Raw genomic sequence first — 11,960 nt, 5'->3', positions numbered from 1 at the left:
TAAACAGGCAAATTCCCAAAAAGAAAAAGGCGTGAGTAGATCACGCCTTTTTCTTTTGCAATAATAGTAAAAAAGCTTCAAGATGGTCTTTCGTTTCTTCTAAAGACCACATACGATTCCCTTGCTTCGCAGCTAATACGCACGCTTCTTCCCACGCATTCTTTTTTTTCATCGCTACTAATTCATCACGCAATTTCAAAACAATTTCTTCCTCTTCTTGCTCTATAAATTCTTCCATCACGTTCACTATTTCATCCTCATGAATACTTAACGTACAGTACGATTTAAGAAAGTATTGTAATGTCGTATACATATGTACTCCCCCTTCTTATTTGTCAGATGGATAAGAAGTAATGATCTTATATCCTAATTCTCCTGACTTATCTCTCGCTAAAACAGTAACTGTTTTTACTAACTTGTCTTTCACATTCATGTTTTTCTTTATTACCGTTTTTCCAACTGGGAATGAATGAGTTGTATTTAATACGAGACGAGCCTCTTTAGAATTTTTTAACCACTCTTGAATTTCCTTATCATGTTGCTTCAAACTATCTTTTACAGCTTTCGTCGCTGTTTCCTTATCATAGTATGTACTCGCTGCTGATACTTTATCGTTCTTCAAGCGATTCTTCAAATCTTCTTCTGATTTGCCTACATGTCTTTCAATCGTGTGACCATTTTTAGGTGGCCCTTCCATTTCATCTAAAATATTATCACTAATTTTTTCTACTGATGTCGATTGATTCCCTGTTTGTTTCTCTGTTTTTTGTTCTTTTCCTGCACATCCACTTAAGATCAGCATTAGTGCCAATAAACTACTCAAGAAAAGACTATTTATTCGTTTCATCATATCACCTCTTTCATGATTATTATCGTAACTTCACTAAAAGTCAATTTCACAACGAAAAAACATACCCATTTTTTAAATCCTTTATCTATTTTGCTGTATTTACCACCCGATTTCATCAAACCACTATTTTTCCTCCTTTTTAAAATATACCCCTATGTTTTTCTAATTATTTCCCGAATTGAATTCCTCCTAAAATAACCAAACAAACCCTTTAAATCCAGGGTTATTTGGTTATTTTTGAACATTTGAAATATACCCCTCATTTCTTATACCTAATACCCTTATATAGTATAAGGATGGTGTTTTATCAACGTTTTTCTACATTATGTAAATTTGCACTTGCCTACACAATAGAAATATGGTGTAATGCAAAAAAAGATAAAGGATTTTAAACAATGGCTGAAACAATTCAAAACTTCTTAACAGACTATTATTCAATCGCAATTCCACTTAGTATCTTAATCAACATCATCATCAGTCTTTTAGGTGTTATCCCTAGTATTTTTTTGACCGCTATTAACATACAGCTCTTTGGTGTAACAAACGGAACCATGATTTCGATCGCAGGTGAGGCATTAGGGGCTATTATCTCGTTTTATATTTATCGTATAGGCCTTCAGAAATTCACTCACAGCAAAGTAAATAAGTATCCAAAGGTAGAACGCCTTCTTTATGTAGAAGGCAGAGAAGCCTTTCTACTCGTTCTATCGTTTCGATTGATACCTTTCATCCCATCAAGTATCGTGACTTTATTTGCCGCTCTAGGCAAAATGTCCTTACTATCCTTCAGTATTGCCAGCACAATAGGTAAAATACCGGCTTTGTTAATCGAAGTATATTCTGCCTACCATGTCATGAATGGAACGAATGAAGCAAAGTGGATTGTAACAATCGCAGGTTGCATTGGATTGTTTTATTTGTGGAAAAAATGGAGAAAAAAATAAAGAAGGAGCCTATGCTCCTTCTTTATTTTTGAGGTATTTTATTAATAATACTCTCTTAAAGCCTTAGTTTATACCAACAGCACTAAATGATTGCTTAACTGCTGCTACTTCCGCAGAAGTCGCACCGTATAAATCAGCTGCAGCTTGTACTGCACCAGCACGAGCTTGGCTAAATGTAGTAGATTGCGTGAAATATTGTGTATTTGCACGGTAATAAATTGCACCTAACTTATCTTTACCAATGCCAGTTACAGTTACACCAGAATGCGTACCACCATTTGCTAATAAATAAGCTTGTTTGTTAATGATACCACTGTTCGTATGAACCCCACCGTTATCACTAGTACCAGTGTAACGCTTAGAATAATGGTCTGGGTCACCATATTTCGCTGGATCACTCATAGAGCGCAGCGCATCTCCTGCTTTACCAGGCGTGTAAATATCTTCACCAATCTCCCAATCTGGGTTACGGTTATCATAGTACTCTACTAACGTACCAAAGATATCGGAAATCGCTTCATTTAGCGCTCCTGATTCATTTTGATAAATTAAATCTGAACTGTTTTCCGTAACAGCATGTGTTAATTCATGACCAATTACATCAATTCCACCAGATAATGAAGTGAACGTTACACCATCCCCATCTCCGTATACCATTTGTGAGCCATTCCAGAATGCATTATTATACTTACTTCCATAATGCACAGTTGATTTTAATGGTGCTCCTGCATCATTAATAGAGTTTCTGTTAAATGTAGCTTTATAGTAATCATATGTTTTACCCGCATAGTAATGAGCGTCTACTGCTGCTGCATCATACGCTGCATTAAAAACATTATCTGTATCTGCCCATAATGTTCCTGGTAATGTCGTACGATTTTTCGCATCATAAGTGAAAATCGTTGCTCCGCGCGTATTATCTTGTAAGTAATAAGAAGATCCAGATAACGTTGTATTAAGCGACTTTGTATCTCCTAATACACCTTTACCTGTTCCTACTTTATTTGTTCCAGTTACAGGTTTTCCAGCTGCTTTTGCATCCTGTTTAGGAGCATCTTGTTTCACCGGTGACTTATCATCATTTACGTGATCAAGTTTATTGTATTTATTTAACACTTTACCGCTGTCCGCCTCAATGAAATAGTAATAGTTTCCTGGACTTGGATCTAAAAAGTTTAGATTTACAACGTATGCATATGTTGCTTCTTCACCGTTTTGATATACATATAAGTCCGCTTTTGGTTCTACCTCATATTTCGGTGTTACACCTAAATCTTGCTGTGCGATTTCAATCGCTTTTGCGCCTTCAATCTTATTTTTATTTTTCAATTTTTCCTTCTTGTCCAAATCAGGCGCAACTGTACCTGACAACACTTTTAAAGAGCCATCTTTACTTACGTGAGCTACTTGAGTAGAACCCCATACAGGTACTCCTTCATAAACTTGTTGCATACGTACTACTGTTGAATCAGTTACAGCATCTTTCTTCACTTGTTTCACTTTGAAAGAATCTTGTGCACTCTTTTCCCCTAACTTATAATCACCTTTTGCTGCGTTTAAATAATCAAACACAACAGATTCCGCTTTCTTGCCAGTCGCTCCAGTTAGATCACCAGAAATAAACTCAGGTGACTGTACTGTCTCATTGTACTTCTTCGTAGAGAGCACATTTTTAGAATCCGCAAATGCAGATCCTGCCCCTCCAAACGTTGTAACTGCCATTCCTGTCGCTAACACTAACGCTAAACTTTTCTTTTTCATGAACCTTCCCCCTAATAAAAAATTTTTTTGAAAAAGAGTAGTTTCATATTAGCATTATGTTTTCACTATTAATATACTAAAAATTCAATTAATTTTTTTCTCAAGTTTTGTAGAATTTTAGGAGGCAAATATTGAGAAACCCCTTTCCGATTGGAAAGGGGTTTTTTAAATATTATACATTTACAGTTTGTGATACACCGGAATCTAATCCATAAGTATCTGGTTTACTCGTATAATTTACTCCACCGACAATTGTAAGTACTACTGCAACTGCTAAAATTCCAGCTAATGTTTTTTTCATTTTTCATCCTCCTTATGATTTTCTAACATTTCAATAACTAACTTATAATAGTGATTACTTTGCTCAAATTGGAGTGCTTTAGAAAAATATTCTGCAAGCTCCACATATACTTTCTTCAATTCTATTTTATTGCCCGCTGATTTATAAAATGGAGTAGCTTCTAATTCCAAAAAATGTTTATAATCTTGCGCTTCTTCAAAATACTTATATTTAAGCATAAGAATTAAATACAATTTTGTATTAAATCTCTCTTCAGACTTAGCTGCACTAATACCTTTTTCAATCCACTCTCTCGCTTCTTCAAACTGCTCTAATTTAATATATGCTAATGCGATTTCATATAATGTGTCTATATAATTTAAATCTATTTGTTTTTGAAGTCGCAAACTCTCTAAATAATAATCTTTCGCTTGATTATATTGTTTCTTTTTATAGTATATATTCCCGATATTACTTAAAGTGATCGCCATTAGAACGTCTTTATCTGCAAAAGCCTCTGATTCCCTCAGTATATTCTCATACATCCCTAAAGCTTCTTCATATTGTCCTTGTTCCGCATAACTTAATGCAATGAGAATTTGGCAGTTTATCACATTCCGGAATTTATACTCATTCCTAAATGCCTCTAGTGCAATATTTGCAAAGTGCAACGTAAGATGTTGAATTTCCAAATGGCTATAAGTAAGGGCGATATTATAATAAATTCCAGTCTCATGATATCCCAGCTCTTTTGCCATGATTTCTGTCTCTAATAAATAACTTAATCCTTTTTTCCACTTATATTGTAAACAGCATAATAATCCCTTACTATACGTATACAACAACTTCTGAAAAGGCGAAAATTTCTTATATGCCTTCTTAAGTTTATCCAACTCCGCCGAAATTTCCACAAAGTCCCTTTTTATCAGTAAATAACGTATATTAAGTAGTTTATAATAATTTATAATTTCAAAATCTAAAACATGTTGCATGTCTTCTTGCAATTCATTATATATACGTTCAACCTGTGCCTTGTCCAAACGGACGAGTGCATTCAACCATTCATCCAGCTTCCCCTTCACATCTTCCTCTACATCTCTCAAATCCGTCACAGCAATTTCTAACCTTGTGCAGAGCAATTGTAGAATTTCTTCTGATGCTTCAATCTTTCCATTTTCTATTTTACTTAAATATGAGACAGAACAAATGCCCTGACATAATTCTTCTTGTGTCATTTTTTGCTGTAGCCGTTTGTAAAAGACTTGTTTGCCTATTTTTTCTAATGTTTGTTGCATTGTCCTCCTCCATTCTCATTACCCCCATTACTCTAATAATACATAAAATCTAGAGAAATATAAATTGATAAATGCTAATTTTCTAAAAAATATGCATTATTTCATTTTTTTCTCTCTTGACTTCATTTCAATATTCCTTCTTTGCTACGAACGGTGAAAAATTGGTATACTATAACCAAATTATGGAGGTGTTTTCGCGATGACTTATTATAAAGACGATAGTTATGCCTTACATACAGATTTATATCAAATCAATATGGCTTATACATATTGGAAAGACGGTATTCATAATCGCCGTTCCGTGTTTGATTTATATTTTCGAAAACTTCCATTCGAAAACGGTTATGCTGTTTTTGCTGGTCTTGAGAAAATTGTAGAGTACATAGAAAATTTCAGTTTTACCGAAAGCGATATCGCTTATTTAGCAGAATTACAATTTGAAGAAGAATTTCTTCATTATTTACAAAATATGAAATTTACCGGGACGATTCGTAGTATGCAAGAAGGTGAAGTTGTTTTTAATAACGAGCCTTTATTACGTGTTGATGCACCGCTCGGCGAAGCACAAATTATTGAAACTGCCCTATTAAACATTGTGAATTACCAAACATTAATCGCAACAAAAGCTGCTCGTATGAAGCATGCTGCAAATAACGATGAACTTTTAGAGTTCGGCACAAGACGTGCCCATGAGTTTGATGCTGCCCTTTGGGGTACACGAGCGGCCTTTATTGGTGGGTTTTCATCTACAAGCAACGTTCGTGCCGGAAAACGTTTTGGCATCCCTGTAGCCGGTACTCATGCCCATTCTTTCGTTCAAGCGTATCGTGATGAATATGTTGCGTTTAAAAAATATGCTGAGACACATAAAAAGTGTGTATTTCTTGTTGATACATACGACACTTTAAAATCAGGTGTTCCAAATGCAATTCGTGTCGCGAAAGAATTCGGAGATCGTATCGATTTCTATGGCATTCGTCTTGATAGTGGCGATATGGCTTATTTATCTAAAAAGGCAAGAAAACTACTCGATGAAGCTGGGTTTACAAATACAAAAATTATTGCTTCTAGCGATTTAGATGAATACACGATTATGCACCTTAAATCTCAAGGCGCAAAAATAGACGTATGGGGTGTTGGAACGAAATTAATTACGTCCTTTGAACAACCAGCATTAGGAGCCGTCTATAAACTAGTTGCGATTGAAGATACTAACGGAACATTAAATGATACGATTAAAATTTCATCTAATCCAGAAAAGATTACTACTCCAGGATTGAAACGAATTTACCGTATTATCAACCGAGTTAATAACCATGCTGAAGGCGATTATATTGCATTAGATGCTGAAGAACCTGGAAAAGAAGAACGATTAAAAATGTTTCATCCGGTTCACACATATATAAGTAAATTCGTAACAAACTTCGAAGCATGTGAACTGCATAAAGATATTTTCGTTAACGGCAAACGAACATACGAATTACCAAGCATATTAGACATTCAAAAATATAACGAACAGAGCCTCGCGCTATTTTGGGAAGAATATATGCGAACTTTAAATCCCGAAGAGTACCCTGTCGATTTAAGCCAAGAATGTTGGGATCATAAAATGAATTACATTCAAACTGTTCGAGAACAAGTTGAAAAAAACATACAAAAATAAACAGAGAAGTTGCCCCTTCTCTGTTTTTTCAATACTATATGTATCTTCTTGGAAAATATATTAAAATAAGAAGACAAATATATATTATTCGTAAATTTTAATATTATGTTATTTTAAAACAAAATAATATTTGGTATTATTTTATTGAGTCAATTTCAACAAAATAACCAATAAAAAAGAGGACGCAACCCGCGTCCTCTTTTTTATAAATCTTTCACTCGTAATACACGCATTGCATTTAATACTGCAATTAACGTCACACCCACATCTGAGAATACCGCTTCCCACATTGTTGCAATACCGAACGCACCAAGTAATAAAACTAACCCTTTAACACCTAATGCAAATATAATGTTTTGCCATACAATGCTTCTTGTACGTTTTGCAATTTTTACAGCTGTCGCGATTTTCGAAGGTTCATCAGTCATTATAACGATGTCTGCCGCTTCAATTGCTGCATCGGATCCTAAACCACCCATCGCAATACCAACGTCTGCACGTGCTAATACTGGCGTATCGTTAATACCATCACCAACGAAAGCAACTTTTTCTTTTCCATGCTTCGCTGCATCGATTTTTTCGATTTCTTCTACTTTTTGTTGTGGTAACAACTCTGCATGAACTTCATCTAAGCCTAACTCTTTACCAACTGCTTCACCAACTGGTTTTGCATCACCAGTTAACATGACCGTCTTCTTAATGCCTAGTTCTTTTAACTTTTGAATCGCTTGTTTTGAATCCTCTTTTACCTCATCAGAGATAACAATATAACCTGCATATTTACCATCTACAGCAACATGAACGAGCGTACCTACTGTTTCTGGTTGCTTAAATGTAATATTTTCTTTTCTCATTAATTTCGCATTACCTGCAAAAATTTCTTTTCCTTGTACTTTTACAACCGTACCATGACCAGAAATTTCACTATAGTCTTCAATACTATTTTCATCGATTGATTTTCCGTATGCATTTCGAATAGATTGTGCAATCGGATGATTTGAATACACTTCTGCAAATGCTGCATATTCTAAAAGCTCTTCAGCTGTAGTACCTTCACTCGGCTGCATCTTCGTAACTTTAAAGACACCCTTTGTTAATGTTCCTGTTTTATCAAAAACGATATACTTCACATCATTCAATGCTTCTAAATAGTTACTTCCTTTTACTAAAATACCACTTTTAGATGCTCCACCAATTCCTCCAAAGAAACCAAGAGGAATTGATACAACTAGCGCACATGGACAAGAAATAACTAAGAATACTAACGCTCTATAAATCCACTCTGAGAATGTAGCGCCTTCTAAAATAAGTGGTGGAATAAACGCCATGATCGCCGCTGTAATAACTACGACTGGCGTATAATAACGCGCAAACTTCGTAATAAAGTTTTCAGTTGGTGCTTTTTTGCTACTTGCATTTTGTACTAAATCTAAAATTTTTGATACAGTAGATTCACCAAATTCTTTTGTCACTTCAATTGTTAATACACCATTTTGATTTACAAAACCACTTAATACATCATTTCCAACTTCTACTTCACGTGGTACAGATTCCCCTGTTAGTGCTGAAGTATCCATCATCGATGTTCCTTCGACTACTTTTCCGTCTAATGGTACTTTCTCACCTGGCTTAACGATAATATAATCGCCAATGTGCACATCTTCTGGTGATACTTGTTTCGTTTCATTTCCAATCTTCACATTCGCATAATCAGGACGAATGTCCATTAATGACGTAATTGATTTTCGAGAACGATTTACCGCAATACTTTGGAATAGTTCCCCTACTTGATAAAATAACATTACGGCAACAGCTTCTGAATATTGCTGAATCGCAAAAGCTCCTACAGTTGCAATTGCCATTAAAAAGTTTTCGTCGAACACTTGGCCGCGAGTTATATTTCTTATCGCTCTCCAAACGATATCTCCACCTATTAATAAATACGCAAGGACGAATAATGGAATTGTTATCATTTGTGGTAAATCAGCTAAGGCAGCAATTCCTGTCAAAATTCCACCGACTACTAATCGCCCTATCATCTTTTTCACATTTCCATCACCGTGATCATGACTGTGCCCGTGGTCGTGTCCTGTTTTCTCTTCACGAACAACTTTTACATCCGGCTCTAACTTTTGAACAACATTTGTTATGTCTTCTATAGTTGCTTCTACTTCTCTTTTATTTACAACTTCTACTCGCAATTTCTTGGATACGAAATCAACAGTTGCTTCTGAAACGGACGGCATTTCCTTTACCTTATTTTCAATCTTCATTGCACAATTTGCACAATCTAAGCCTTCTAATATAAATACTTCTTTTGCCGATTTTGTTTTTTGTTCTTCTTGTACTTTAATATGTGGCTCTAATTTTGTAACGAGTTGTTTCGCTTCCGTAACAACTTCATTCTCTCTATTTTGCGGTGTTTCTAAAACCATCGTCTTTGTTGCGAAATTTACAGAGCAAGAATTCACTCCTTCAATATTCCCAACACCTTTTTCAATTTTCATTGCACAGTTCGCACAATCTAAACCTTCTAACATCAGTTTCTTTTTCACTAATGCTTCAGCCATCGTTATCTCCCTCCTCGCGTTCTTATTTATTCTTCCTCGTTTACGTGTTCAAACGCTTGCTCGAAGATATGAATTACGTGCTGGTCAGCTAACGAATAATAAACAACTTTTCCTTCTTTACGATTTTTTACAAGCTTCGCTTGCTTTAGCACACGAAGCTGGTGCGAAATAGATGATTGTGTCATTCCTAATAAATAAGCTAAATCACAAACGCACATTTCAGCTTCAAATAATGCATGTAATATTCTCGTACGTGTACGGTCACCTAATACTTTAAATAATTCTGCTACTTTACTTAAACTTTCATCAGTTGGAATTGTTTGTTTTACTTGATCCACGATTTCTTCATGAATTACCGTTTGAGAACAAGTTTCTTGCGGTGTTACTACTTTATTTTCAGCCATTATAGCTCACCTCTTTAATTGAACATATGAACAATCATTCATATATCTTATACCTTTATTATATGAGCGCCTATTCATATGTGTCAATAAAAATCAAAAGATTTTTTTGACAATTCCGTTCACATTTCAACATAAACATACCAATATTCTCCGCATCTATCATACTCTTCATACAAAAAAGGATGCACGAAAACTACTGTGCATCCTTCTCCTCTTTATTCACTTTCACTCCATCCACAATTAACGAAGTAAATTCTAATTTACCATCTTAATTTCTGTGATCAAAACATTTCAAGCAATAAATGAATCCTTCAAAATTCGCCAAAGTAACATAGGTCCCCTTTATTTTAACAAAAGAAAAAGCCTTGCGCGCTCCCTAGACGCACAAGGCTTACTATCTTATATCCCTTTTAATTAGCTTCTTCTAAATTATCCTGCGAACTTCCATCGTCTTTTAAATGACTATGTTTTTTCGAATAAACAAAGTATACAACCACTCCGATTGCTAACCAAACACCGAAGTAAATCCATGTTGTTAGTGGCAAGTTGAACATTAAGAATAAACAACATGCAACCGAAATAATAGGTAGCGTTGGTACAAGCGGTACCACAAATCCACGCTGTAAATTCGGATGTGTTTTACGAAGAATAATAACCGTCACACCAACCATCGCAAATGTTAACAACGCTCCAATATTCGCTAAATTCGACAATTCTTTTAAATCGACAAATCCAGCAATTAGAGCACTACCAATACCTGTTAACCATGTTGAGAATACTGGCGCTTCTGTCTTCTTATTAATTTTCGCAAACGATTTCGGTAATAAACCATCACGGCTCATCGCGAAGAATACACGTGTCGTTGCATAAATGTAAGCAAAAATTACAGCCATAATACCAATTACAGCTCCAACTGCGATTACACCTGCTACTTTATCTTGTCCCACAACCTCTAACACATATGCCATAGCCTCTGGTACATCTAATTCTTTATAAGAAACCATACCTGTCATAACGAGACAAACTACAACGTAAATGATTGTACAAATAACTAACGAAGCAATAATACCAATCGGTAGATCACGTTGTGGATTTTTTACTTCTTCAGCAGAAGTTGCTAATGCATCAAATCCTAAGAAAGCAAAGAATACTGCTGCTCCTCCGGCAAAGACTCCGCTAATACCGTACGGCATAAATGGTGTCCAGTTTTCTGGTTGTACATAAAACGCACCAACAGCAATGAATAAGACAACAATACCAATTTTAATTAATACCATTATGTTATTCACACGCTTACTTTCTTTCGTACCTCTTGATAGTAACCAAGTTAAAACTAATGTAATAACGATTGCTGGTAAATTCACGATACCACCTTGTGACGGAATCTTTAACAACTCTGTTGGAATGTGTAATCCAAATCCACTCACTAAGTTATTGAAATAACCCGTCCATCCACCGGCTACCGCGGCAGTTGTTACGACATATACAGATAGTAATGTCCACCCCATTAAATGGGCAATAAACTCACCAATTGTTGCATATGAATATGTGTATACACTACCTGAAACTGGAAGTGTAGATGCAACCTCTGCATAACATAAAGCTGCAAATCCACAAACAATCGCTGCAATCATGAATGAAAAAATAACTGCTGGACCAGCATCTCTTGCTGCTACTAATCCTGTTAATACTAGAACTCCTGTACCAATTATCGCACCAATCCCTAGCATTGTTAGGTCAAATGCCCCTAGCGTTTTCGTCAAAGTTTTACTTTTACTTTCCCCTAACAATTGCGTAACGGATTTCTTTTTAAATAGGTTGGCCACGATGAATGCCCCCTTTTACCAAGAAGAGCTAAGAGGTATTATCTCTTAGCTCTTATCATGTTGTTTTATATATTGTTCGATTTTGTTTTGTATAATGCTTTTATTAGCAAGATACTGTTGCTGTTTCTAATAATTCTTTAGCACCTTTGTACTCTACACCGTGAGCTTCTGCAACTGCTTCGAATGTTACATAGCCATCTAATGTGTTAAGACCTTTTAATAATGCAGAGTTGCTTAGGCAAGCTTCTTTGTAGCCTTTGTTCGCAATTTGTACTGCATATGGTACTGTTACGTTTGTTAATGCAAGAGTTGATGTACGTGGAACCGCACCTGGCATGTTAGCAACTGCATAGTGAACAACGCCGTG

At 35.5% G+C, this 11,960-nt stretch carries 10 protein-coding genes and 1 pseudogene; 2 read left to right on the top strand and 9 right to left on the bottom strand.

Annotated elements, in window-relative coordinates:
• Window positions 1–40: 40 nt before the first annotated feature.
• Together BAQ48_RS04870 and BAQ48_RS04865 are read right to left on the bottom strand one after the other, a co-directional pair.
• Window positions 41–313, bottom strand: coding sequence for a hypothetical protein (locus tag BAQ48_RS04870; protein WP_071710194.1), 273 nt, complete (start codon window positions 311–313; stop codon window positions 41–43).
• A gap of 15 nt (window positions 314–328) precedes the next feature.
• Window positions 329–847 (bottom strand): RNase A-like domain-containing lipoprotein, encoded by a 519-nt coding sequence (locus tag BAQ48_RS04865; protein WP_071710193.1) that lies wholly within the window; start codon window positions 845–847, stop codon window positions 329–331.
• Between the two features lie 398 nt (window positions 848–1,245).
• On the opposite strand from BAQ48_RS04865, the gene BAQ48_RS04860 reads away from it, so the two are divergent.
• Window positions 1,246–1,794: a TVP38/TMEM64 family protein gene (locus BAQ48_RS04860; protein ID WP_000852203.1), complete on the top strand. Its 549-nt coding sequence runs from the start codon at window positions 1,246–1,248 to the stop codon at window positions 1,792–1,794.
• 63 nt (window positions 1,795–1,857) lie between these two features.
• Here BAQ48_RS04860 and BAQ48_RS04855 read toward each other — a convergent pair whose 3' ends face one another.
• The 3 genes from BAQ48_RS04855 to BAQ48_RS04845 form a co-directional block, all read right to left on the bottom strand.
• Window positions 1,858–3,555: a M4 family metallopeptidase gene (locus tag BAQ48_RS04855; RefSeq protein WP_071710192.1), complete on the bottom strand. Its 1,698-nt coding sequence runs from the start codon at window positions 3,553–3,555 to the stop codon at window positions 1,858–1,860.
• Between the two features lie 172 nt (window positions 3,556–3,727).
• Window positions 3,728–3,856: an NprX family peptide pheromone gene (locus BAQ48_RS27455; RefSeq protein ID WP_071710191.1), complete on the bottom strand. Its 129-nt coding sequence runs from the start codon at window positions 3,854–3,856 to the stop codon at window positions 3,728–3,730.
• Complete coding sequence (locus tag BAQ48_RS04845) at window positions 3,853–5,130, bottom strand: tetratricopeptide repeat protein (RefSeq protein ID WP_071710190.1); 1,278 nt, start codon at window positions 5,128–5,130, stop codon at window positions 3,853–3,855. The genes BAQ48_RS27455 and BAQ48_RS04845 overlap by 4 nt, the downstream gene beginning before the upstream one ends.
• 199 nt (window positions 5,131–5,329) lie before the next feature.
• Between BAQ48_RS04845 and BAQ48_RS04840 the strand changes: the two genes are divergently transcribed.
• Window positions 5,330–6,793 (top strand): nicotinate phosphoribosyltransferase, encoded by a 1,464-nt coding sequence (locus tag BAQ48_RS04840; protein WP_071710189.1) that lies wholly within the window; start codon window positions 5,330–5,332, stop codon window positions 6,791–6,793.
• 203 nt (window positions 6,794–6,996) lie between these two features.
• On the opposite strand, the gene BAQ48_RS04835 is transcribed toward BAQ48_RS04840, so the two are convergent.
• The 4 genes and pseudogenes from BAQ48_RS04835 to BAQ48_RS04820 form a co-directional block, all read right to left on the bottom strand.
• Window positions 6,997–9,363 (bottom strand): heavy metal translocating P-type ATPase, encoded by a 2,367-nt coding sequence (locus BAQ48_RS04835; protein WP_071710188.1) that lies wholly within the window; start codon window positions 9,361–9,363, stop codon window positions 6,997–6,999.
• Window positions 9,364–9,389: 26 nt separating this feature from the next.
• Window positions 9,390–9,767 (bottom strand): ArsR/SmtB family transcription factor, encoded by a 378-nt coding sequence (locus tag BAQ48_RS04830; protein ID WP_071710187.1) that lies wholly within the window; start codon window positions 9,765–9,767, stop codon window positions 9,390–9,392.
• Window positions 9,768–10,177: 410 nt separating this feature from the next.
• Window positions 10,178–11,593, bottom strand: a complete 1,416-nt coding sequence (locus BAQ48_RS04825) for an amino acid permease (protein ID WP_001284882.1) — start codon at window positions 11,591–11,593, stop codon at window positions 10,178–10,180.
• Window positions 11,594–11,696: 103 nt separating this feature from the next.
• Window positions 11,697–11,960, bottom strand: a pseudogene (locus BAQ48_RS04820) (alanine dehydrogenase); the annotation flags it as partial.

It is taken from the genome of Bacillus luti (genome assembly GCF_001884105.1).
In the GTDB taxonomy this organism is placed as follows: domain Bacteria; phylum Bacillota; class Bacilli; order Bacillales; family Bacillaceae_G; genus Bacillus_A; species Bacillus_A luti.
Note: the sequence above shows the minus strand (reverse complement) of the source record. Positions and strands in the feature narration are given on the sequence as shown.

Excerpts from the sequence above, each read along its gene's own strand:
- BAQ48_RS04845 (WP_071710190.1), bottom strand. The coding sequence starts at position 5,130 with ATGCAACAAACATTAGAAAAAATAGGCAAACAAGTCTTTTACAAACGG.
- BAQ48_RS04830 (WP_071710187.1), bottom strand. The coding sequence starts at position 9,767 with ATGGCTGAAAATAAAGTAGTAACACCGCAAGAAACTTGTTCTCAAACG.
- BAQ48_RS27455 (WP_071710191.1), bottom strand. The coding sequence starts at position 3,856 with ATGAAAAAAACATTAGCTGGAATTTTAGCAGTTGCAGTAGTACTTACA.
- BAQ48_RS04855 (WP_071710192.1), bottom strand. The coding sequence starts at position 3,555 with ATGAAAAAGAAAAGTTTAGCGTTAGTGTTAGCGACAGGAATGGCAGTT.
- BAQ48_RS04835 (WP_071710188.1), bottom strand. The coding sequence starts at position 9,363 with ATGGCTGAAGCATTAGTGAAAAAGAAACTGATGTTAGAAGGTTTAGAT.
- BAQ48_RS04840 (WP_071710189.1), top strand. The coding sequence starts at position 5,330 with ATGACTTATTATAAAGACGATAGTTATGCCTTACATACAGATTTATAT.
- BAQ48_RS04870 (WP_071710194.1), bottom strand. The coding sequence starts at position 313 with ATGTATACGACATTACAATACTTTCTTAAATCGTACTGTACGTTAAGT.
- BAQ48_RS04865 (WP_071710193.1), bottom strand. The coding sequence starts at position 847 with ATGAAACGAATAAATAGTCTTTTCTTGAGTAGTTTATTGGCACTAATG.
- BAQ48_RS04860 (WP_000852203.1), top strand. The coding sequence starts at position 1,246 with ATGGCTGAAACAATTCAAAACTTCTTAACAGACTATTATTCAATCGCA.